The following is a 20,572-nucleotide window of genomic DNA, read 5'->3' as shown; positions in this document are numbered from 1 at the left end:
CGGAATGGATGTCGTAAACCATCTGTACCCGACGCAATCCCGTATCACGGCGCTGCTCGCGGATGACTCCGCGGACCGTGTGGTGATGCTCAATTTGCTCAAGTTCCGCGATAAGGCGGAGTACCCCGACGGGCGGGCCAGCGACTTGAGCGGCCGCGAGGCCTACAACCTCTACGGCACTGCGATGAAGGCGATCGTCGAGAACAACGGCGGTCGGGTGGTGTTCGGCGGCGACATCGCGTCCACCGTAATCGGCGAAGTGGGGCAGCTCTGGGATACCTGCGTGCTTGTCGAATACCCTTCGGCCGCAGCATTTGCCACGCTCGTCGTGTCTCCGGAGGTATTGGAGGCGGGCGTCCATCGCGCCGCGGGACTCGAGGGCCAGTTGCTGTTGCGCGTGGCACAGCGCGACGCGATTCTCAGCTAGGCCAGCTGCCGAATTCCGTCGTCTACGACGCGACCGCCCACCCGCACCCACCCCTGCGGGCTCCAGCTGGTCTCGATGATCGATCCCTTGCCCTGCGTGATGTGCAGGTCGCGGCTGAGGTAATCGGTGATCCGGACTGCGGCCGAACCCGTCGCTTCGTCTTCTGCCACACCGAGATTCGAGGCGAACATCCGCGACCTCAGTGATCCCGCGGCTTCGTCGATCCATGCCCACAGGTAGTGCGCGACATCATCGGAGTAGTCGGCCGGGTCGGCGGCAGCCAGCGCATCGACGCTGTTCAGGTCGTGGATGGCGAACTCCGGCGACCAGTCCGAGCGGGCGCTGACCGTGGTGATGTCGCCGTCGTAGCTCACCTGGACCAGCCCGGCGGGGACCCGCAGGGTGCGAATCGGCGTGCCGAGAGATCGCAACCACCATGACGCCCCGACCGTCGGATGCCCGGCGAATGCCAATTCGGTGGCCGGTGTGTAGATCCGCGCGTCAGCGGAGGTGGTCCCAGCTGCGGGAATATTAACGAAAACTGTTTCGCTGTAACCTAATTCGGTTGCAATGCGCTGACGTTGCTCCGGCTCGACCGTAGCGGCGTCGACCACTCCGAGTGGATTACCGAAATTGCCCGTCGCATCGGTGAATACTCGCAACACCGTGACATCGACGCTCATGAAGGCGACTGTACGGCGTCACCGCGGCGATGCGATCAGGTGGCGCTGCGTTCGTCGGCACCGATGGCCTCCAGCACCGCGGCCCGGGTATCGACGGGTCCGGAGAGGGTCTGCGCGCCACCACCGGACCGGAGTAGTTCGCGAAGGGCGTTCTGGTCATAGTCGGCCGGGGCGGTGGTGTCGATGAAGCGCTCGACGACCTCGATGAACCGATCGGGGTCGTCGTGGAACGGAAAGTGCCCGGAGCGCTCGAATATCTCCAACCGGGATCCCGGCATCGCGGCGTGAGCCATGTGGGCGTGGCTGACAGGAACCACGACGTCATCGGTACCCCAAATGATCTGCACCGGAACGGATTGCGTCAAATAACATCGATCGAGCATGGTGACGCTCTGGCCGCGCCAGTCCACCACCGCGCGCAGGGTCCGGGTGAACGCCGCAGAGGCCATGGGTTCCGGAAGGCCCGCCAGGATCCGCAGGACGTCGGGTAGGTCGTGGCCGATCGCGGTGGAGCCCAACACCATTCCCGCCGCTCGGCCGAACGTCTGCAGGGCCGGCAACACCAACGGCAGTCGCAGCAGCGCAAGCGCCTCGCTGCCCATCGGCAACGAAGCCACCCGCAAAAGAACGTTCACGTCCTTCGTGACCCCACCGGTGCCGACCAACACCAAACGCTCGACGAGTTGCGGGAACTGGTAGGCAAATTGCATCGCCACACCGCCGCCGAGAGAATGCCCGATCACCGTTGCGCGTTCGATGTCCAAAACGGACATCAGGTCGCGCATTCCGTTGGCGTAAGCCGCAATTGAGTAGTCGGCGCGTGGCTTGTCTGACTCGCCGTGTCCCAGCAGGTCGACCGCGATGACGGTAAAACGTTGCGCGAGTGTGGATTGCACCATCGACCAGGTCGTCGAATTGTCACCGATGCCGTGGATCAGCAGGATCACCGGGCCGGAGCCGGCCACCCGGAACGCCCGCCGGTACCCGTGCACCGTCCGAAATTGGAGCTGGGGCGTAAGCTCGCGCACGGAGCGAAGATTCGGCTTGCGCTGACTCACGTCGCCAACGTCGCTGTCGGGTTGGGAGACACGGGCCACTCCTCCTGATCGCTGCTTTGCATTGTGGTGGCCCGCCGGCGGCGATCAGGTCGGATCGTCGTCGTCGAACTTCTTGTCGGCCTGCTGTGCCAGGAAACGCTCGAACTCCGCGCCGAGTTCGTCACCGCTGGGCAGGTCCTCGTCACGCGTCAGCAGCGACCGGTTCTCCTGCGCAGCAATGAAGGCATCGTACTGGCGCTCCAGCGCAGCTACCACTTGAGCGACATCCGAGCTGGCTTCGACCTGTTCGTCGACCTTCGCTTTGACGTCCTCGGCCGCCTCGGTCAGCGCTTTTAACGGCAACTGCAGCGCACCGGTCTTGGCCAACTGTTCGAGCAACGCCTGCGCTGCGGCCGGGTAGTCCGTCTGCGCCAGGTAGTGCGGGACGTGGACCGTGTAGCCGACCACCTCGTGGCCATGCTGAGCCATTCGGTACTCGAGCAGGTTCGATGCGCTACCCGGAACTTGCACCTCCGAGATCCACGGCGTGAAGTCCGCGATCAGCTCACGGTTGTTGGAGTGGGCAGTCAATGTGATCGGCCGGGTGTGCGGAACCGCCATCGGGATGGTGCCCAGTCCGATGGTCTGCCGGACGCCGAGGCGTTCGGCCAACAACCGCACGGCGGTGATGAACCGCTCCCACTTCAAGTCCGGCTCCATACCGGCCAACAACAGAAACGGCGTCCCGACGCTGTCGTGCATGGCGTAGAGGCTGAGCTCGGGGTCTTCGTAGTGGGTGAAGTGATCGGTCTTGAACGTCATCAGCGGTCGCCGTGACCGGTAGTCGAGCAGCTCGTCGATCGCGAAAGAGGCCACCAGTTCGGTGTCCAACGTGTCTTTGAGGTGGCTGGCGGCCAGCTTGATCGCGTGACCGGCATCGGAGAACCCTTCCAGGGCGTGCACCAGGACGGGGCCACGCCCGTCGGACAGCGACAGCTGCGGCGCCGGGAATTCGAGCTCGTACATGCCGTTCTGTTCGGACTGGTAGTGCTTGTCCCGGTCAGGGGTGTTGGGGGGCTCGTTGTCGCCCATCGCTGTTGCCTCCTCGCCGCGGCGCCACACACAGCACCGTGTCAGTTAGTGTCCCTCAGATCGCCGAGCGGCGGATAGCTGACCCGCTCGCCCCCGTGCTGCAAAACGTGATCAGCAGCGGTGACATTCCAGGCATACCCGCTTCACGGGCCGCCGAAAGTGCCGCACGCCACCGGCTACCCGCCACATCGGGCATCATCGGTGGTGATGCGATTTCTGGCTACAGGGGTGGGGCTGGTTCTGGTACTGGCCGGCTGTGGACACCGAGCGCAATCGGCGTCGGTCACCAGCACCGTGCACGCATCCGTCGCGAACAACCCCGTCGCGGCGCCTGTCGACCCAGACCCACGGGTGGGGGCACTTTTTCTCTCTGACGGCGACCTGCACGTCTGCACCGCCTCTGTGCTGCATTCGGCGGCCGGCAATCTGGTGTTGACGGCCGCGCATTGCCTGAGCATCGGCGGCGGTCCAGTGCGGTTCGTTCCCGGTTTCGCCCGCAGTGCCGACCCCGACGCGTTCTGGACGGTCGACGCGGCGTACCTGGATCCGCGATGGCTGGCCACCAGAGACCCGCAGGCCGACTACGCGATCGCACGGGTCCGCAGGCCGTTGGGCGGCTCGGTGGAGGCGGTCGCCGGTTCGGCGTTGACGCTTGGCAGCACGGCGCCGCGAGGCAGCCAGGTGAGCGTGGTCGCGTATCCGGCGGGCGCCGGGGGAATGCCGATCGGTTGCCGGGCCGGCACCAAGCTCAGCGACACGGGATACCCGGCACTGCCCTGTGCGGGCCTGGTCGACGGGACCAGCGGCGCGCCGTGGATCAGCGGCTCGAGCGTGACCGGCGTGATCGGCGGCCCACAGGGCGGCGGATGCGCTGACAATCTGTCGTATTCGTCGCCGTTCGATCAGCACATCGCCGATCTCATGGCGCGGGCCGAGGGCGACGGGCCGGGCGACGTCGCGCCCGCGGGGCTCCACGACGATTGCTAGACATCGAAGTGACTTAGCTCGCGCACCTTGTTCATCACGTCCAGCGCCGCGACCTTGTATGCCTCTGAGAACGTCGGGTAGTTGAACACCGCGTCGACCAGGTACTGAACCGTGCCCTCGCAGCCCATCACCGCCTGGCCGATGTGGACCATCTCGGTGGCGTTGCTGCCGAAGATGTGCACACCGAGCACCTTCAAATCGTCGGTGGAGACCAGCAGCTTCAGCATCCCGTACGAGTCGCCGGCAATCTGGCCGCGGGCAAGCTCGCGATAGCGGGCCACACCGACCTCGTAGGGGATCGAGTCCTTGGTCAGCTCGACCTCGGTGGCGCCGACGTATGAGATCTCGGGGATCGAGTAGATGCCGATCGGCTGCAGCGCAGTCAGGCCGTGCACGGGCTCGCCGAAAGCGTGGCAGGCCGCGACCCGACCCTGGTCCATGGAAGTCGACGCAAGCGCGGGAAAGCCGATGACGTCACCGACGGCGTAGATGTGGTCGACCTTGGTCCGGAAGTCCTCGTCGACGAAGATCCGTCCGCGGGCGTCGGCTTCCAGGCCGGCGTTCCCCAGGTCGAGGTTCTCGGTCTGGCCCTGGCGGCCCGCCGAGTACATGACCGTTTCGGCGGGGATCTTCTTGCCGCTGGCCAGGCTGGTGACGGTGCCCGACGCGCCGACCTGGACGCGGGTCACCTCTTCACCGAAGCGGAAGGTGACGGCGAGGTCGCGCAGATGAAAGCGCAGCGCCTCGATGATTTCGGGGTCGCAGAAGTCCAGCATGTCGCGCCGCTTTTCGACGATGGTCACCTTGGTGCCCAGCGCGGCGAACATCGACGCGTACTCGACGCCGATCACCCCGGCCCCGACCACCACCATCGATGTGGGGATGGTCTTGAGGTCGAGGATTCCGTCGGAATCCAGCACCCGCTGGTCGTCGAATTCCACGCCCTCGGGGCGAGCTGGCTTGGTACCGGTGGCTATGACGAGGCGCTCCCCGCTGACCGTGGTCCGCTCGCCACGAGTGCGGTCTTCGACGAGCAGGGTGTGCTCGTCACGGAACCGGGCCTCGCCGGGAATAAGATCAATCCTGTTGCGCACCAACTGGTTCCGGACCACATCGGCCTGCTTGCCGATGACATGCTGGGTTCGCGACAGTAGGTCGGCCGGGGTGATCTTGTCCTTGACGCGGTAGCTGGCGCCGTAGAGCTCGCGCTGATTCATACCGGTCAGGTAGAGCACGGCCTCGCGCAGCGTCTTCGACGGGATGGTGCCGGTGTTGACGCACACGCCGCCGAGCATCGGACGCTGCTCGATGACCGCGACCGATTTGCCCAGCTTGGCAGCGGCGATCGCGGCCTTCTGGCCGCCCGGCCCCGAGCCGATGACGACCATGTCGTATTCGAGTATCGAACCCATGCACGACTCTTACGCCCTCATCGTTGCGGGGACGCGTCGAATCCGGCTACGTGCATGTGAACATTCACAGTCGCGACTAAGCCAGTACCGACATGAGCTCGGAGCGCGGTACCGGCACCCGCTGTGGCCCCGCGACTTCTGGCAGCCACATGCCCTGCCCGATGTAAAAGATGATCGTGTCGTCGGTGATCGCGAAGTTTTGATACACCTTCGCCCCGAGGGTGTTCTGCGGTGCGGGTCCCTCGTAGCCCTCCCAGCGCCTGTCCATGAAGCGCTGCACGATCGGATCGAGCGTCGCGACCGAGGACGCGCCCGGCTTGAACAGTGCCTCGAACGTGATCGGGGTGGCTCTGCCCAGGTCGTAGTTGAACGCCTTGAATCCGGTCACCGGGTGGGCGCCCGTATCGTCGTACACGTCGAAAACCACGCTCTGGGTACCGGTAGTCGAGTACGAGTGCGGTGTTAATTCGTGCCTGTAGGGGAGATCTCGCGGCCGGGCATGCGCCATGAAATCGACGAACACATCCCTGTCGTGCTTCACGAAGTCGCTTAGTGCCGGCTGGTCGACGTAGTCGAGCGGATAGCTCATGTCGATTGTGTACGTGGAGGTTTCGGTATGAACGCGGCAGCTCTGGTCCACGGCGACCGTCCCACCGATGTCGAGGCAGCCGGACGCTCCCGGCTGTGCAGCTGCACTGGCGCTCCATGCCATCGCGCAGAACAGGGCAGCCGTTGCCGCGACGGCCAACCGTGCGATCGTGGTCATTGCACTTCCTTTCGGTCAGCCGACGCGCGGGACGACCAGGTCCGCGAGTTCGATGTCGTCGGCGCGGTCCTGGTCGGTCCAGTCGCCCTTGATGTTGGCCACTTTTACGGTGATCAGCAGTCCGCCTTTGACGGCCACGATGCTTTCGCCAGGCCCGAACCAGTAAGCCTCGTAGCTAACGGCGTCAACTCGGTTGTCCGGGCGGATCACTTGGAAATGGTTGACGGGGGCGGTGGGGTCGGTCGGCCTCGGGAAGATCGAGACGTCGATCTCTCGTGTGGCGCCCGTGTAGTAGCACGCCGTGTCGCCTACAGGCAGCGGTGGGCGGGCTTCGTAATACAGTTGCCGTTGGGCGTCTTCGCCCACGAATTTCTTGGCGACGTCGGCAGTGAGCACGTCGCACGGCTTGCGTGTGAGTGCCGTGCTTGTGGGCGTTGGGCCCGTTGCCACCGCCGTGACTGTCGTCGTCACACGCGCCGGAGTGGTCGACGTGTGGCACGCTGACATCGCCGCGATGGCCGCAGCACTCATGAACGCCTGCAACAGAATTCGTTTGGACATTAGACGCCCTCGAGTTTGACGATCCGGCGATTGCCGTCGTCGACGACGTACACTTCGCCCTTGGCGCCGATAGCCACGCTGACGGGGCCGTTGAGTCCGGTGAACGGCAGCACGGTTGGTGTGTTCGATCCGGGATTGAGTTTCAGGATTTGATTCCGTTGTCCGTCAACCACATACACCGCGCCCTTCGCGTCGACAGCGATGTCTATGACGCTGCGGAGCGCATGGAAAGCGAGCTCCGCCGGCCTGCTCGCGCCTGGCGCCAACTTCAGGACCCGTCTGCCACTGGCGTCTCCGACGTACAGGTTGCCTGCCGCATCGACGGTCATCCCTGCGGCAACGCTCATGTGCTGGAACGGCAACGGCTCGGGGGTGTTTGATCCCACTGCTTGCTTGGCCACCTGAACGGGCAGACAGCATCCGCGACCTGAGTCCTCTCCGCCGCCGATCATGCCGTAGAGGCCGCCTGCGTCGTCTATAGCCTGAATCACACCGCGGTAATCGCGACCGAGCTCGGGCACTGGTAGCACGGCCTGCTGCTCGCCATCGTGCGCGAGCTTCACCAGTTGACTCGGCTCATGCCCCCCGTTGATGACCCACACCCGACCGGAGGGATCAGTCATCACCCTGGCGCGCGTAAACGGCAGCAGCCGTTGGGTATTCGAGCCGGCGGGCAACTCGATCACCCGATTGGATCCGTTCCTCCCCGAAGGGATGTCGGAAACGAACACGTTGCCCGTGGTGTCGACCGCGACATCGTAGGGTCCGTTCAGACCCGTGAACGGGAGCACTGACTGGGTGGGCGCCGCCGGCGGCGGCGGCGCAGGCGCCGGCGCGGACGCGTGACTGCATCCGGTGACGCCGACGGCGAGCACGAAAAGTGCTGCGATCAGGTGTCGCATCAGCCCGCCGCCAACTTCACGACACGGCCGAACCCGCTGGCGTCGAGCACGTACACGTTGCCTGCGCCGTCCACCGACACACTTTCGGGTCCGTTGAGACCGGCGAATGGAAGCTCGATGGATTCATTCGATCCTGCCGGCCGCTTCAGCACCCGTCGGTTCGTGTCATCGGTGACGAACACATCGCCGGCGGAGTCCACGGCGAACCCGCGGCCCCCGTCCAGTCCACTGATCGAGATCGTCGTCTGGTTGCTCGAACCGGCCGTGTACTTCACGATGCGATGGTTGCGCGAGTCTGCGATGTAGACGTTGTGCGCGCCGTCTACGGCCACACCGGCGGGGTACCTCATCTCCGCACTGAGCGGCAGCACCGTTTGCTCGCTCGCGCCCGCCGCCAGTTTCACGATTCGCGCCGCACTGTCAGTGACATAGACGGTGCCGTCGTCGTCCACCGCAAGATGTTGCGGGTTGTTCAGGCCCGTGAACGGTAGCGCCGTCGGTGCATTCGCCCCGCCGGTCAGCTTCAGCACGCGGTTGCCTTCGAAATCGACGACGTAGACATTGCCTGCGCCGTCCGCCGCGACATCGGCGATGCCTTTCACACCGGGCACCGGCAACTCCGTCGGTTCGTTGGATTCGGCCGCCAACTTCACCACTCCGCCCTGCTGGCTCACATAGACGTTGCCGTTCTTGTCGGCGGCGACCGCCCAGGGATTCATCAGACCCCCGACCGGCAACACGGACTGCCGATCCGATGGAACCTCCGGGCGCGCCGTAGGCGTGTCTTTGGGCGAGTCCTTCAACACGGTGAAGGGCAGATGCGCCATGCCGATCTCGACCAGGGAGTCCGGGACGACGGCCGTCGACTCCATACTGCCCTTACCCGCCGTCATCGAATGGTCCAGTGCCATACGATATTTGAGCGTCACGGCCTTGCCCTTGGGCAGCGGTTGTACATCGGTGAACCCACCGAGGAAGTCCATGCCGGTGGTGATGACTGGATGAACCAGCGGCACCCACGCGTTGGCCGCCGCGTCGAAACGCTCGATCCGACCCTGGGGCAGCCCCATCGGATTGATCGCGCAGCTACATCTCGTCAGCACCGTGGTGACACCCACACTTGGGTAGTCGACCGGTGAGTTATTGCAGAGCGTGACGTCGACCTCTGCCGGTGGGTCGCCGGGCTTGAGGGCTCCGGACGGGATGCCGCTCATCGTGACCGAGATTCGGCCGACCGGAGGCACGGGCCGGAATTTCTCGGCCGCAGGCATGGGCTCGGATTTCGGGTTGACCGCGCACTCCCCACCCTTCGCGGCGGCGGACGTCGTGGGGCCTGCGGGTGCGGTCTGCGGGTGGCTCGTCGAGCATCCGGCTAGTGCGAACGTCGTCGCCACGGCCGCGATCAGCGCGAGCTTCGAGATCGAAAAGTGCATGGTTGTCCTTCGTCAGCGAACATGTCGGGGTCAAGGGTGCGGCGGCCGCCTTAACGGATTCTTGGCACGTTTGCCCATGAATACGCGGATATCGGGAAACGGGGGATGTCGCCGTGCGATCGCGAGTTATCCCCAGCGCTGCATTTGTCCACAGTCTGCGGGTGACGCCGTCTGTATCGGGGACGTGCTGACGGTGTCGATTGCCAGCGTCATCGCCATGACCAAGCAGCGACGTGACTTTGAACTGAATCGGCCCGGCGCGGTGATTGCCGCGCTCCCAGCGATGTTGGGCTTCGTGCCCGAGAAATCGCTGGTGTTGCTGTCGATCGACGACGGCGAACTCGGGGCGGTGATGCGCATCGACCTCTCCGAAACGGTCGCCGAACAGGTCGGTCATCTCGCCGAGATCGCCGCGGCCGCCGGTCCGGAAGCGGCCATCGCGGTGATCGTCGACGCCGACGGCGCCGGCTGTCCGATGTGCAACGACCAATACCGCGACCTGTGTGCGGAGCTGACCGACGAACTCATCCGGCATGACATCGAGCTGTGGGCCGTGCACGTCGTCGACCGCGTGGCGCTCGGTGGACGTTGGCACTGCGTCGACGGTTGTGGCGCAGGCGGTTTCGTCGACGACCCGTCCGCCTCACCGCTGGCGGCCGCGGCGGTGCTGGACGGTCGCCGGCTCTGGGCGCGGCGAGCCGACCTGCAGGCGGTGATCGCGGTCGACCGGGCCCGCGCCGCGTCGCTCACCGGTCTGATCGCCGAGCGGGCCGCGTTGCGCGACGAGGCGCATCGCGCCGATCCGACTGCCTGCGCCCGTCGCGACGTCGAAGCCGCGATGGCGGCCGCCGCGGGAGTCGCCGACGGACAACAGCTCGGCGACGCCGAGATCGCCGGCCTGGCGTGTGCGTTGGCGGACGTCGAGGTGCGGGACACGCTGTACGCCTTGGCGGTTGGCCACAGTGCGGGAGACGCGGAGTCGCTGTGGGCGCTGCTGGCGCGCACTCTGCCGACACCGTGGCGGGCCGAGGCGCTGGTGCTGCTCGCGTTCAGCGCCTACGCCCGCGGCGACGGTCCGCTGGCCGGAGTGTCGCTGGAGGCAGCGCTGCGCTGCGAACCGGCACACCGGATGGCCGGCATGCTCGACACGGCGTTGCAGTCGGGCCTGCGACCCGAGCACATTCGCGAACTGGCGGTCACCGGCTACCGGCTGGCCGAGCGACTCGGCGTGCGGCTACCTCCGCGGCGGGCGTTTCGCCGACGTGCGGTGTAGATGGCCCGGCTCATCGTCATCGCGCTACGCGTCCCCCTCGCCGCTACGCGGCTGGGAGGTGTCCCACTGCATCGCCGCCGGACGTTAGACCTTTTCGACCTTGACGGCGTGGGCCATCTCATGCGGCAAGCTGACGTTCTCGTGACCCGGGATCACGATGGTCACGCCACCGGAGGGGTTGGACTCGACGGTCACCCGCGCGTTGGGCACGACGCCGGCGTCTTTGAGGCGGGTGATCAGGTCGATATCGCCCTGCACGTGCTCAGTCAGCTGACGCACGACTACCGCGACGGGCGGGCCGGCGGGCAGCTCCGTTAACCGCACCAGGTTGCCGTCGTCGCCCCCGAAGCCGTCGCCGATGCCCAGATCGATGAGCCCGGGAATCGGGTTGCCGAACGGCGAAGTGGTCGGATTGTTGAGCACCTTCATCAGCCGGCGCTCGACGTCGTCGCTCATCACGTGCTCCCAGCGGCACGCTTCGGCGTGGACTTCTTCCCATGGCAGGCCGATGACATCGACCAGAAGTCGTTCGGCAATCCGGTGCTTGCGCATCACGGAAACGGCCAACGCCCGGCCCTTGTCGGTCAGTTCGAGATGGCGGTCACCGGCCACATGCAACAGGCCGTCGCGTTCCATTCGCGACACGGTCTGGCTGACCGTGGGCCCGCTTTGGTCCAGTCGTTCGGCGATACGGGCACGCAACGGAGTGACGCCCTCTTCCTCGAGGTCGTAGATGGTCCGCAGGTACATCTCGGTGGTATCAACCAGGTCGTTCATTCCGCACCTTCCATTGCGGCTGAGTCTACTTGCCCAGCTGCGTCAATGGTTCGCTAACACTCCGCGCAGCCGTATGCCCGCCGCGGCGCCCGGCTTCGCCGCGCTTGCGATCGCCACGGCAGCAGTATGCCCGCCGCGGGTGCGGCGGGCATACGCGTCGACAGTGGTTCGAGTCGTCAGCTCGCGTAGGAGCGGAGCCGGTCGGCCCGCTCGCCGTTGCGGAGCTTGGCCATCACCTCGCGCTCGATTTGGCGAACCCGCTCGCGGGACAGACCGAACAGCTTGCCGATCTGATCGAGCGTGCGGGGCTGCCCGTCGTCGAGTCCGAAACGCAACCGGATCACCTGATGTTCCCGCTCGTCGAGCGTGGCGAGCACGCTGCGAATGTCGGTGTGCAGCAACTCGGCGATCACCGAGTTCTCCGCGGACATCGCCTCGGCGTCTTCGATGAAATCGCCCAGCGGCGCTTCCTCTTCCGAGCCGACCGGCATGTCCAGGCTTACCGGGTCGCGGCTGTGCTCGAGCAGATCGTTGATCTTCTCGACGGGAATGCCGGACTCCTCGGCGAGTTCTTCGTCGGTCGCCTCGCGACCGAGGTTCTGGTGCATCTCCCGCTTGATTCGGGCCAGCTTGTTCACCTGCTCGACCAGGTGGACCGGCAGCCGGATGGTGCGGCTCTGGTCGGCCATGCCGCGGGTGATGGCCTGACGGATCCACCACGTGGCATAGGTCGAGAACTTGAATCCCTTTGCGTAGTCGAACTTTTCCATCGCGCGGATCAGACCCAAGTTGCCCTCCTGGATCAGGTCCAGCAGCGGCATCCCGCGGCCCGTGTAACGCTTCGCCAGCGACACGACCAACCGCAGGTTGGCTTCCAGCAGATGGCTCCGTGCCGCCTCACCGTCGCGCACCACAGCCGCCAGGTCGCGCTTGCGGGCTTCGCCGAGCCGCTTGCGGGTTTCCAGCAGATGCTTGGCGTACAAGCCGGCCTCGATTCGCTTGGCCAGTTCGACCTCGTCGGCAGCGTTGAGCAAGGCCGTCTTGCCGATCCCGTTCAGATACACGCGCACCAAGTCCGCGGCTGGGCTTTGAGCGTCCAGATCGCCATCGATCCGGACTGTGTTGGCATTTGCCATGGCGGCCTCCTCAGAGCGTGAACTGTCATCGGGTACAACGACCAATCCGGCGTAGTAGTTCCCACCGGATGGCGTTCTCACACCGGTTGACGTGCGCGAATGTCCGTCAGCCCTGAGAATGTACTGAGAACCCGCTGCGCAGCAGGCTTATTCGGAACCGTCAACGGGTTGGTGATGCCAGTCCGGTTGCGGGGCCGTACGGCTGCGGCGTTCGAGCGCCGGGCGCTCGGCCGTGGGGAACAGGGGAGTCCGTCGTTCGGGCCCGTCGAAACGGCGCGGTTCGTCGGCCCTGCGCGGCGGGCGGTCGTTGGCGATGAGCACCGCGATCCATGGCAGCGGGATCGACGCGGCGATGATCGCCAGCGAGATAAGACCGTTGTGCCACAAGCCATACGCCACGGCGGCCAACAACAGGGCCGGAATCCGAAACGACATGATCGTCAAATACTTCCGGACACGTTGCCGGTGCTGAACCTCGTACGCGGGTGCGGCGGCGGTGATGAGGATCGGTCGACCATCGTCGTCGAAACCCAGCTCTTGGCTGCGCTTCATGACTCCACTGTTCCACAACTTGCTCACGGCGGCGGCCCCGGTTCCGGCACAATATGTGACATGGACACCCAGACGATCGAGCGCACCGACACCGACGAACGCGTCGACGACGGGACCGACAGCGATACCCCCAAGTACTTCCACTACGTCAAGAAGGACAAGATCGCGGAGAGCGCCGTGATGGGCACGCACGTGGTGGCGCTGTGCGGAGAGGTCTTTCCGGTGACCAAGTCCGCCAAACCCGGCTCGCCGGTGTGCCCGGACTGCAAGCGGATCTACGAGTCGCTCAAGAAGAGCTGACTCGGTCGGAGCCCGCTGGGGACGGTTCGTCGTCGTCCGTTGCGGCGCCGCCGTCGTCGACCACTTCCTTGGCCCGTTTGACCAGCCACCGCCGCATCCGGTGGGCATGCGTGCGGGGGGCCGGCCACTCCTCTTGGATGGCGGCGTTGAGTTCGGCTCCCAACATGATGGAAAAACCCGCGAAGAACGCGAACAGTAGAAACGCGATCGGGGTGGCCAGCGCGCCGTAGGTGTAACCGGTGCCGGTGATGTAGCGCAGATAGATGCGCAGCCCCAGGGTGGCGATCACGAACGCCACACTGGCCAGGGCAGCGCCGACGACCAGCCGATGCGAGGGGATGGGGTCGGGCAGGGCCACCCGGTAGAGCACGACCACCGTGGCAATCAGCCCGGCGAGCAACGCCGGGTAGTAACCGTAGGCCAGCACATCCTGCAGGCCGTCAGGAATGAGTTCGGCCAGCTTGCGGGGCCCGCGCACCAACAGCGGCGCGGTGACGATGACGAACAGCAGCATCACCACATACAGGGCCAGCGCGTACAGACGCTGGCGTACGGGATGGCGCAACGGGGTTTGGTCGTGGGCCTCGACCACCGAGTCGACGAACGCCGAAATCGCCGACGATCCCGCCCACAGCGAAATCAGAAAGCCCAACGACACCACTTCACCGCGGGCGCCGCGATCGATGTCGCGAATGGTCGGCTCGATGATCTCGTGCACGACGCTCTGCGAGAAGATCTTGTTCGACATCGAGACGAGGTAGTGCTCGATGACCGCCATCGTGTCCGGACCGAAAAGCGGTGCCACGTAGGCCAAACTGCCCAGCATTCCCAGCAGCAGCGGTGGCAGCGACAAGGCCGACCAGAACGCCGCTTGCGCGGCCTCGGAAAAGATTGAGTCGTCCCAGCTTTTCGACAGCGCACGCTTAGTGATATGCCAAAGGTGATGCCGCGAAGGTTTTACCGGGTGGTCAGTCATGACCCGTTCAGGATTACTGACGAACGCCACCGCCGCCAAGACCGCTGGTGGCGAGTCGTGTGCTTAAGCGTCGATCGGGTCGCCGCTGATTTCGAGCACGGCGGACAGCTCGATCAGCTTGGCCTCATGCTCGTTGGCGTGGTGTTGGCAGAACAGGAGTTCTGCTCCGGAGGGCAGCTTGGCGCGAACCCGTGCAGCGGCGCTGCATCGATCGCACCGATCAGCCCGGGTTAATTCTGGACTGGTCAACGTCGCGTTCATGGCTACTCCGTTCTGCCCTCTCCACTGTCCCAGATGTCTGCCCGTTTAGCCGTCTTCACCACGGGTTTACCCGCTGTGTCGTTTCTCACCCCTCGCCGTTTGGCGGCTGGAGCAAGATGGCGGTATGAGTCAGCCACCGGCGGTGCTGGTGCACCTTTGTCCTACCGACGATTGGTCAGCCGCCCAAGTTCACCGTGAAGTTCGACCCGAGTCGCTCGCGAGCGTCGGATTCGTCCATCTGTCGACACCAGAGCAAGTGCACCTGCCCGCTAATCGCCTTTACTGCGGTCGTACGGACCTTGTTCTGCTGCACATCGATCCGACTCATCTGGGCGCTCCCATTCGTTGGGAACTAGGTGTAGCAACGGATCCGGAGTCGATGGTGTTCCCGCATCTCTACGGCCCCTTGCCCGTTGACGCTGTGATCAACGTCACCAGCTACCTGCCAGACGCCGATGGCACGTTCCCGGCGTTGGGCGAATAAGCGTCCGCTTCGATCTCCACCAGCAGGCCGGGCTCGATCAGTGTGGCTACCTCGACCATGGTTGCCGCTGGGCGGATCTGGCTGAACACCTCGGCGTGCACCGCCGCGACGTCGCGCCATCGCGAGATGTCGGTGACGTAGATCCGGGTGCGGACCACGTCGGCGAGCGTGACACCTGCCTCGACGAGCGCTATTTCTATGCGGCGCAACACTTCTCGGGTTTGCGCGCCGATGTCACTTCCTGGTGCGGTCGTCCCGGATACGACGACGAACGGTCCGACCCGCACCGCGCGCGAGTAGCCGACGGTTGCCTCGAATTCGGTTCCCGAGGAGACGAGGATGCGGCTGGTTGACATGCGGTCAACCTAGGACAGGGGATGGCTGGCGTGCATCCGAATTAACTGCGCGACAGGCTTAGTCGCAGGCTCAGTCGAGGTAGTCGCGGAGCACCTGCGACCGGCTGGGGTGGCGCAACTTCGACATCGTCTTGGACTCGATCTGCCGGATGCGCTCACGGGTCACGCCGTATACCTGACCGATTTCGTCGAGGGTGCGCGGCTGGCCGTCGGTCAGCCCGAAGCGCAGTCGCACGACGCCGGCTTCGCGCTCGGACAGCGTCTCCAGCACCGACTGCAACTGGTCCTGCAGCAACGTGAACGACACCGCGTCGACGGCCACCACCGCTTCGCTGTCTTCGATGAAGTCACCGAGTTGGCTGTCGCCCTCATCGCCGATGGTCTGGTCCAGTGAGATCGGCTCCCGGGCATACTGCTGGATCTCCAGCACCTTCTCCGGGGTGATGTCCATTTCCTTGGCCAGCTCTTCGGGCGTGGGCTCGCGGCCCAGGTCCTGCAGCAGCTCACGCTGGATGCGCCCGAGCTTGTTGATCACCTCGACCATGTGCACCGGGATGCGGATGGTGCGGGCCTGGTCGGCCATCGCGCGGGTGATCGCCTGGCGGATCCACCATGTCGCATAGGTGGAGAACTTGTAACCCTTTGTGTAGTCGAACTTTTCGACTGCACGGATGAGGCCGAGGTTGCCCTCCTGGATCAGGTCGAGGAACGCCATGCCACGGCCGGTGTAGCGCTTGGCCAGCGACACCACGAGTCGCAGGTTCGCTTCCAGCAGATGGTTTTTCGCGCGGTCGCCGTCGCGGCAGATCCACATCATGTCGCGACGCTGAGCGGCGGGCAACTTCTCGCCCTTCTCGGTCAGGTCGGTCATCAGTTGCGTTGCGTAGAGGCCGGCTTCGATGCGCTTGGCCAGCTCGACTTCCTCTTCGGCGTTGAGCAGCGCCACCTTGCCGATCTGCTTGAGGTACGCGCGAACCGAGTCCGCCGAGGCCGTCAACTCGGCGTCCTTGCGGGCCTGCCGCAGTGCCTCGGACTCGTCCTCGTCCCAAACGAAATCGCCTGAGGCCTTGTCCTTTTCGCTCGGCTCGACGATCTCTTCGTCTTCAGACTCTTCGTCCGCGGCCTTGGCGGGCTTCTTCGCCACGTCCTCGGCGTCGTCGGCCGGCTCGGCCGCGTCATCGTCGGTGACGTCGGCCGCGTCGTCCTCGAGGTCTTCGTCCTCGAGGTTCAGATCTTCGTCGGCGAGATCGATCTCGTCGACGGGAACGTTTTCGAGCTCGGCATCGCTGTCGAGGTCCTGCTCGTCGGTGTCGAGATCAGGAGTCGTGGCCTCGTCGTCGGCGCCCTTTGTGGTCGCCTTCTTCGGGCGGCCGCGCGCGGGTGCGGCCTTGGTTGCGGCGCTCTTGGTGGCGGTGCGGGTCTTGGTGGCGGTGGCCGCTTTGGCGGCCTTCGCCGGTGCTTTGGCTGCCTTGCTGGCGGAGCCGTTGGTGGCCTTGGCCGGCGAACGCTTGGCGGGAGCTTTGGCTGCGGTGCGCTTCACCGGCTCATCGGTTGCCGGTCGTGCTTTGGTCGCTGCCACGTAAACCCCTTCGGTAGAACTCTGTTCCGGTGCTGTAGGCATGCTCAACCGGAATGCGTCAGCTATGTCGGATGTCGGCGTCGATTATCAGGCTAGATATTCGCCGCTATCGGTCAGGCGGCCGCCGGTGACCATTGTAACGACCGCGGGGCATTACCCCCGCCAGTGAGCGCAAATCAGTGCGTCACGTCGCGCGTCGCCGCCATGGCTGCTCCGACGATTCCGGCGGTGTTCTGCAGCGCGGCCGCGACCACCGGGGTGCGGTTTTTCAGCAGCGGGATCCATTTGTCCGCTTTGCGGCTGATTCCGCCGCCGGCGATGAACAGCTCGGGGCACATCGCGTTCTCTATCGCGATCAGCACCTTGGTCACCTGTTTGGTCCACTTCTCGTAGCTCCAGCCCCGCTTGTCGCGCACCGAGGAGGCAGCACGGCGTTCGGCTTCCTTGCCGCCCACTTCGAGATGTCCGAACTCGGTGTTGGGCAGCAATATCCCGTTGTGAATCACCGCCGACCCGATGCCGGTGCCGAATGTGAGCAGCACCACTACTCCGGTGGTCCCCTTGCCCGCGCCATAGCGTTCCTCGGCCAGTCCGGCCGCGTCCGCGTCGTTGAGGACGACGACCTCCTGGCCATCCAGCCCGGCGCTGATGATGTCGCGCGCGTTGGTGCCGATCCACTTCTTGTCGACGTTGGCCGCGGTCCGGACGATGCCGTGGGTGACGACGCCGGGATAGGTCACGCCGAGCGGGCCGGTCCACCCGAATTCGTTGACGACGGCCGCGATTGTTTTGGCCACCGCCGACGGAGTGGCTGGCTGCGGCGTGAGCAGCTTGTAGCGGTCGCCGACGAGCTCGCCGGTGTCGAGGTCGACGATGCCGCCCTTGATGCCGCTGCCGCCGACGTCGATGCCGAAGCCGCGTCTCGCCGGCGTGACGGTCCCGCCGCTCGTCGGTGAGGCGTGGGGCGGATCGGCAGTGGTCATCGAATCTCCTCGGCGAGACGTAGGCGCATCGACGAAAACCCTAGTGCGTAGCTGGGGCGTTGGTTGGCCTGTTACCCCGACGTTGCCGAAGCCGGCCAGACCTGTGCTGCGATGGGTCGGTGAGCACACCTGAGAACCAGCCGGCGCAGCTGCGTGCGGTGGCCGAGACGCTGGCGACCGAGGCGGCGACATTCGTGCGGCGCCGCCGCGGCGAGGTCTTCGGCGCGGATGCGGGCACCGACGGCGACGACGCGGTGCAAGCCAAGACGACTCCGACCGACCCGGTGACCGTCGTCGACACCGAAACCGAGCGGCTGCTGCGTGATCGATTGGCGCAATTGCGATCCGGCGACGCGATCCTCGGCGAGGAAATCGGTGGCCCGACCGACCCGGTGAGTCTCGCGCCCGGGGCGGTCACCTGGGTGCTCGACCCGATCGACGGCACGGTGAACTTCGTCTACGGGATCCCGGCGTACGCGGTGTCGGTGGCCGCACAGATCGGTGGCGTCTCGGTGGCTGGCGCGGTCGCCGACGTCGTGGGCGGACGGTTGTACTCGGCTGGGGCCGGGCTGGGTGCGCACGTCACCGATGCGGGGGGAACCCGCCGTCTGCAGTGCAGCGGCGCCGACGATTTGTCGCGGGCATTGGTCGGCACCGGGTTCGCCTACTCGGGGCGACGCCGGACGGTACAGGCGCAGCTGGTGTCGAGGATCCTGCCGATGGTCCGCGATGTGCGCCGAATCGGTTCTGCCGCATTGGATTTGTGCATGGTCGCCGCGGGCCGGCTGGACGCCTACTACGAGCACGGCCTGCACGCGTGGGACTCCGCGGCGGGCGCGCTGATCGCCGCAGAGGCCGGTGCGCGGGTGGTGTTGCCGGAGCCCGGCGACCCGGAATACAACGCGGCGTTGGTGGTCGCCGCGGCGCCGGGCATCGTCGACCAGTTGCTCACCGCATTGCGCGAATTCGACGGTCTGACACCGATTCCGGGCTGACAGGTCAGCAGCTGCCGGCGTGGATCTTGGCGAGCAGGGCAGGGTCGGCCGGCTCGGTGTTGCCCGGACGCAGGCCGCTGAGCACCGCGGCGATGTCGTCGCTGTGCGCCAGCGCGCCGAACTCGGTACCGATGGCCAGGTCGACGGAGTCGTCGGTGCGGTCGTCGCGGTACAGCTCGGCGCACGGCGCGACCAGCCACACTGCGGCCGCGCCGGCCTGACCGGCCTCGCCGAACCGGATCTGGCCCTGACAGTTCAGTCGCGTTTTCGCGTAGACCGGGTCGTTGGCCGCCGTCGGCTGCGCGAACCCCAGGTCCCGCAGCGCGCCCGACACGTCGGCGGCCTGACCGCCCCGGCCGCTGGCATTCAGGACCCGGATCTTGGTGTCCGCGAGTTTGGCCGGCGCAACGTTGATCATCGTGCTGCGCGACACCGCCGTGCCCAGGTGCGGCTGCGCGGGGTCGGGCTGCTCCGGCGGTGGGTTGCACACCGTTGCCTCGTGCACTTCGGCCGGACGGGTCAGGGCGACCGTCCACACCACCGCGGTGGCCACCAGCAACACCACCAGCAAGGCAATCGCCGGGCGGGCGTTGCGACGCCGGAAAGGCCGACCGTGCTTGTCGAACGCTGTGCCTTCAGTGATTTGCGCGACCACGTACGCACTCTAAAGCTCGATGTTTAGCGGGAGGTAGCGCGGCTAAACCCTGCATGTGACGTAAATCACACTGGAACACCCCGCGATACGGGCACGAATCGTTTTGCGGATGCGTTCGACGCTGGTACAAAGCTTTGCTTGCAGGGTTACGAGGGGACAGACGATGGCTACCGACTATGACGCCCCACGGCGTACCGAAACCGACGACGTTTCAGAGGACTCTTTAGAGGAGCTCAAGGCACGACGAAACGAGGCGGCGTCGGCGGTTGTCGACGTCGACGAATCCGAGTCCGCCGAGTCGTTTGAACTGCCCGGCGCCGACTTGTCCGGCGAGGAGCTGTCCGTCCGTGTCATCCCGAAGCAGGCCGACGAATTCACCTGCTCGAGCTGCTTCCTGGTCCAGCACCGCAGTCGGCTCGCGAGCGAAAAGGGCGGCGTGATGATCTGTACGGACTGCGCGGCCTGACTAGCTGCGCAACGCTGACAACACCCGCTCGGGGTGGCGGGTACTCACCAGCCAGTAGGGCGTCGGGTCGTCCGCATCGTTCAACACCACCAGCACCATGGGCCCAACCCAGCCGCGGTGCACGACGTAGGCGGCCGGGTCGAATTGGCGCCCCAACGCCGCGGACTTGGCCGAGCGCGGAATGTCGGCGGAGCGGGCGATGACGGAGACCGGCAGATGGGCCTCGCCGGCCCACAATTCGACGCCGTTGTCGCCCCTGGCGACGCGGACCTCGATGCGGCCCAGCCAGAGCAACGTCCCGGCGGCCACGGCGAACAATGCGACGAACGGGATCCAGTGCGGCAGGCTCGGTACGCCCATGTTGACTTCGACGGCGATCAGCGCCGCCAACCCGAAACCCAGTGGCCACCACCACCACGGCACCCACAAACGCTCGCTGTACCGCACGCTTTGCGGCGTGACTGGCGTCCCTGACATCC

25 protein-coding genes are annotated in these 20,572 nt (G+C 65.6%); 7 read left to right on the top strand and 18 right to left on the bottom strand.

From position 1 onward, the window contains the following. Window positions 1-4: 4 nt before the first annotated feature. Window positions 5-427 carry a DUF1330 domain-containing protein gene (locus A5658_RS06685; protein ID WP_067332514.1) on the top strand — a complete coding sequence of 141 codons (423 nt, stop codon included), beginning with the start codon at window positions 5-7 and terminating at the stop codon, window positions 425-427. Here A5658_RS06685 and A5658_RS06680 read toward each other — a convergent pair. From A5658_RS06680 to A5658_RS06670, 3 genes are all read right to left on the bottom strand, one after another. Then, window positions 424-1,110, bottom strand: a complete 687-nt coding sequence (locus A5658_RS06680) for a PhzF family phenazine biosynthesis protein (RefSeq protein ID WP_067332513.1) — start codon at window positions 1,108-1,110, stop codon at window positions 424-426. The genes A5658_RS06685 and A5658_RS06680 overlap by 4 nt on opposite strands. A 35-nt stretch (window positions 1,111-1,145) precedes the next feature. Beyond that, a complete protein-coding gene (locus A5658_RS06675; protein ID WP_067332784.1) occupies window positions 1,146-2,168 on the bottom strand; it encodes an alpha/beta fold hydrolase in 1,023 nt (340 codons plus the stop codon). Window positions 2,169-2,252: 84 nt separating this feature from the next. Beyond that, on the bottom strand, window positions 2,253-3,239 hold the full coding sequence (locus A5658_RS06670; protein ID WP_067332512.1) for a proteasome assembly chaperone family protein: 987 nt from the start codon (window positions 3,237-3,239) through the stop codon (window positions 2,253-2,255). Window positions 3,240-3,446: 207 nt separating this feature from the next. On the opposite strand from A5658_RS06670, the gene A5658_RS06665 reads away from it, so the two are divergent. Further along, on the top strand, window positions 3,447-4,226 hold the full coding sequence (locus A5658_RS06665) for a trypsin-like peptidase domain-containing protein (RefSeq protein ID WP_156751308.1): 780 nt from the start codon (window positions 3,447-3,449) through the stop codon (window positions 4,224-4,226). On the opposite strand, the gene sthA is transcribed toward A5658_RS06665, so the two are convergent. The 5 genes from sthA to A5658_RS06640 form a co-directional block, all read right to left on the bottom strand. Further along, a complete protein-coding gene (gene sthA, locus A5658_RS06660; RefSeq protein WP_156751307.1) occupies window positions 4,223-5,629 on the bottom strand; it encodes a Si-specific NAD(P)(+) transhydrogenase in 1,407 nt (468 codons plus the stop codon). The genes A5658_RS06665 and sthA overlap by 4 nt on opposite strands. Before the next feature lie 85 nt (window positions 5,630-5,714). Then, complete coding sequence (locus A5658_RS06655; protein ID WP_067332509.1) at window positions 5,715-6,404, bottom strand: esterase; 690 nt, start codon at window positions 6,402-6,404, stop codon at window positions 5,715-5,717. A 15-nt stretch (window positions 6,405-6,419) separates the two neighbouring features. Further along, window positions 6,420-6,947, bottom strand: coding sequence for a hypothetical protein (locus tag A5658_RS06650; RefSeq protein ID WP_156751297.1), 528 nt, complete (start codon window positions 6,945-6,947; stop codon window positions 6,420-6,422). A gap of 17 nt (window positions 6,948-6,964) precedes the next feature. Beyond that, a complete protein-coding gene (locus tag A5658_RS06645; protein WP_067332504.1) occupies window positions 6,965-7,867 on the bottom strand; it encodes a hypothetical protein in 903 nt (300 codons plus the stop codon). Beyond that, entirely contained in the window at window positions 7,867-9,300 is a 1,434-nt protein-coding gene (locus A5658_RS06640; protein ID WP_067332503.1) for an NHL repeat-containing protein, read from the bottom strand. Before A5658_RS06640 ends, A5658_RS06645 begins: the two co-directional genes overlap by 1 nt. 217 nt (window positions 9,301-9,517) lie before the next feature. On the opposite strand from A5658_RS06640, the gene A5658_RS06635 reads away from it, so the two are divergent. Then, a complete protein-coding gene (locus A5658_RS06635; protein ID WP_067332782.1) occupies window positions 9,518-10,573 on the top strand; it encodes a DUF4192 domain-containing protein in 1,056 nt (351 codons plus the stop codon). A gap of 84 nt (window positions 10,574-10,657) precedes the next feature. Here A5658_RS06635 and A5658_RS06630 read toward each other — a convergent pair whose 3' ends face one another. The 3 genes from A5658_RS06630 to A5658_RS06620 form a co-directional block, all read right to left on the bottom strand. After that, window positions 10,658-11,350 (bottom strand): metal-dependent transcriptional regulator, encoded by a 693-nt coding sequence (locus A5658_RS06630; RefSeq protein ID WP_067332502.1) that lies wholly within the window; start codon window positions 11,348-11,350, stop codon window positions 10,658-10,660. 176 nt (window positions 11,351-11,526) lie between these two features. Then, window positions 11,527-12,486, bottom strand: a complete 960-nt coding sequence (sigB, locus tag A5658_RS06625; protein WP_067332501.1) for a sigma-70 family RNA polymerase sigma factor SigB — start codon at window positions 12,484-12,486, stop codon at window positions 11,527-11,529. A 147-nt stretch (window positions 12,487-12,633) separates the two neighbouring features. Beyond that, the gene (locus tag A5658_RS06620) at window positions 12,634-13,056 is read right to left on the bottom strand and encodes a DUF3099 domain-containing protein (protein ID WP_082993000.1); all 423 of its coding nucleotides are present in this window, start codon (window positions 13,054-13,056) and stop codon (window positions 12,634-12,636) included. A 42-nt stretch (window positions 13,057-13,098) separates the two neighbouring features. Here A5658_RS06620 and A5658_RS06615 point away from each other — a divergent pair, with 42 nt between their 5' ends. Then, window positions 13,099-13,338, top strand: a complete 240-nt coding sequence (locus A5658_RS06615; RefSeq protein WP_067332497.1) for a DUF3039 domain-containing protein — start codon at window positions 13,099-13,101, stop codon at window positions 13,336-13,338. Here the strand turns inward: A5658_RS06615 and A5658_RS06610 are convergent. Together A5658_RS06610 and A5658_RS06605 are read right to left on the bottom strand one after the other, a co-directional pair. Then, complete coding sequence (locus A5658_RS06610; protein WP_067332781.1) at window positions 13,325-14,314, bottom strand: YihY/virulence factor BrkB family protein; 990 nt, start codon at window positions 14,312-14,314, stop codon at window positions 13,325-13,327. The genes A5658_RS06615 and A5658_RS06610 overlap by 14 nt on opposite strands. Window positions 14,315-14,377: 63 nt before the next feature. Then, a complete protein-coding gene (locus A5658_RS06605; RefSeq protein ID WP_067332495.1) occupies window positions 14,378-14,575 on the bottom strand; it encodes a hypothetical protein in 198 nt (65 codons plus the stop codon). Window positions 14,576-14,699: 124 nt separating this feature from the next. Here A5658_RS06605 and A5658_RS27405 point away from each other — a divergent pair, with 124 nt between their 5' ends. Beyond that, on the top strand, window positions 14,700-15,059 hold the full coding sequence (locus A5658_RS27405) for a DUF952 domain-containing protein (RefSeq protein WP_082992983.1): 360 nt from the start codon (window positions 14,700-14,702) through the stop codon (window positions 15,057-15,059). On the opposite strand, the gene A5658_RS06600 is transcribed toward A5658_RS27405, so the two are convergent. The 3 genes from A5658_RS06600 to ppgK form a co-directional block, all read right to left on the bottom strand. Further along, entirely contained in the window at window positions 15,014-15,415 is a 402-nt protein-coding gene (locus A5658_RS06600) for a RidA family protein (protein WP_067332494.1), read from the bottom strand. The two genes, A5658_RS27405 and A5658_RS06600, sit on opposite strands and share 46 nt — an antisense overlap. A gap of 70 nt (window positions 15,416-15,485) precedes the next feature. Then, window positions 15,486-17,036, bottom strand: a complete 1,551-nt coding sequence (locus tag A5658_RS06595) for an RNA polymerase sigma factor (RefSeq protein WP_082992999.1) — start codon at window positions 17,034-17,036, stop codon at window positions 15,486-15,488. 134 nt (window positions 17,037-17,170) lie between these two features. Further along, entirely contained in the window at window positions 17,171-17,977 is an 807-nt protein-coding gene (gene ppgK / locus A5658_RS06590; RefSeq protein WP_067332491.1) for a polyphosphate--glucose phosphotransferase, read from the bottom strand. A 119-nt stretch (window positions 17,978-18,096) separates the two neighbouring features. Here ppgK and A5658_RS06585 point away from each other — a divergent pair, with 119 nt between their 5' ends. Next, on the top strand, window positions 18,097-18,972 hold the full coding sequence (locus A5658_RS06585) for an inositol monophosphatase family protein (RefSeq protein WP_067332489.1): 876 nt from the start codon (window positions 18,097-18,099) through the stop codon (window positions 18,970-18,972). 4 nt (window positions 18,973-18,976) lie between these two features. On the opposite strand, the gene cei is transcribed toward A5658_RS06585, so the two are convergent. Then, the gene (cei, locus tag A5658_RS06580; RefSeq protein WP_067332487.1) at window positions 18,977-19,627 is read right to left on the bottom strand and encodes an envelope integrity protein Cei; all 651 of its coding nucleotides are present in this window, start codon (window positions 19,625-19,627) and stop codon (window positions 18,977-18,979) included. 163 nt (window positions 19,628-19,790) lie between these two features. On the opposite strand from cei, the gene A5658_RS06575 reads away from it, so the two are divergent. After that, complete coding sequence (locus tag A5658_RS06575) at window positions 19,791-20,093, top strand: DUF4193 domain-containing protein (protein ID WP_067332485.1); 303 nt, start codon at window positions 19,791-19,793, stop codon at window positions 20,091-20,093. Here A5658_RS06575 and A5658_RS06570 read toward each other — a convergent pair whose 3' ends face one another. After that, window positions 20,094-20,570, bottom strand: a complete 477-nt coding sequence (locus A5658_RS06570; protein WP_067332482.1) for a DUF3093 domain-containing protein — start codon at window positions 20,568-20,570, stop codon at window positions 20,094-20,096. Window positions 20,571-20,572 lie beyond the last annotated feature (2 nt).

This window comes from Mycobacterium sp. 1245111.1 (assembly GCF_001673405.1).
Taxonomy (GTDB): domain Bacteria; phylum Actinomycetota; class Actinomycetes; order Mycobacteriales; family Mycobacteriaceae; genus Mycobacterium.
Note: the sequence above shows the minus strand (reverse complement) of the source record. Positions and strands in the feature narration are given on the sequence as shown.

Bases quoted from the DNA above. Each gene is read 5' to 3' on its own strand.
- A5658_RS06685 (WP_067332514.1), top strand. From the start codon at position 5: ATGGATGTCGTAAACCATCTGTACCCGACGCAATCCCGTATCACGGCG.
- A5658_RS06680 (WP_067332513.1), bottom strand. From the start codon at position 1,110: ATGAGCGTCGATGTCACGGTGTTGCGAGTATTCACCGATGCGACGGGC.
- A5658_RS06670 (WP_067332512.1), bottom strand. From the start codon at position 3,239: ATGGGCGACAACGAGCCCCCCAACACCCCTGACCGGGACAAGCACTAC.
- A5658_RS06665 (WP_156751308.1), top strand. From the start codon at position 3,447: ATGCGATTTCTGGCTACAGGGGTGGGGCTGGTTCTGGTACTGGCCGGC.
- A5658_RS06655 (WP_067332509.1), bottom strand. From the start codon at position 6,404: ATGACCACGATCGCACGGTTGGCCGTCGCGGCAACGGCTGCCCTGTTC.
- A5658_RS06645 (WP_067332504.1), bottom strand. From the start codon at position 7,867: ATGCGACACCTGATCGCAGCACTTTTCGTGCTCGCCGTCGGCGTCACC.
- A5658_RS06640 (WP_067332503.1), bottom strand. From the start codon at position 9,300: ATGCACTTTTCGATCTCGAAGCTCGCGCTGATCGCGGCCGTGGCGACG.
- A5658_RS06635 (WP_067332782.1), top strand. From the start codon at position 9,518: ATGACCAAGCAGCGACGTGACTTTGAACTGAATCGGCCCGGCGCGGTG.
- A5658_RS06630 (WP_067332502.1), bottom strand. From the start codon at position 11,350: ATGAACGACCTGGTTGATACCACCGAGATGTACCTGCGGACCATCTAC.
- sigB (WP_067332501.1), bottom strand. From the start codon at position 12,486: ATGGCAAATGCCAACACAGTCCGGATCGATGGCGATCTGGACGCTCAA.
- A5658_RS06615 (WP_067332497.1), top strand. From the start codon at position 13,099: ATGGACACCCAGACGATCGAGCGCACCGACACCGACGAACGCGTCGAC.
- A5658_RS06610 (WP_067332781.1), bottom strand. From the start codon at position 14,314: ATGACTGACCACCCGGTAAAACCTTCGCGGCATCACCTTTGGCATATC.
- A5658_RS06605 (WP_067332495.1), bottom strand. From the start codon at position 14,575: ATGAACGCGACGTTGACCAGTCCAGAATTAACCCGGGCTGATCGGTGC.
- A5658_RS27405 (WP_082992983.1), top strand. From the start codon at position 14,700: ATGAGTCAGCCACCGGCGGTGCTGGTGCACCTTTGTCCTACCGACGAT.
- A5658_RS06600 (WP_067332494.1), bottom strand. From the start codon at position 15,415: ATGTCAACCAGCCGCATCCTCGTCTCCTCGGGAACCGAATTCGAGGCA.
- A5658_RS06595 (WP_082992999.1), bottom strand. From the start codon at position 17,036: ATGCCTACAGCACCGGAACAGAGTTCTACCGAAGGGGTTTACGTGGCA.
- ppgK (WP_067332491.1), bottom strand. From the start codon at position 17,977: ATGACCACTGCCGATCCGCCCCACGCCTCACCGACGAGCGGCGGGACC.
- A5658_RS06575 (WP_067332485.1), top strand. From the start codon at position 19,791: ATGGCTACCGACTATGACGCCCCACGGCGTACCGAAACCGACGACGTT.
- A5658_RS06570 (WP_067332482.1), bottom strand. From the start codon at position 20,570: ATGTCAGGGACGCCAGTCACGCCGCAAAGCGTGCGGTACAGCGAGCGT.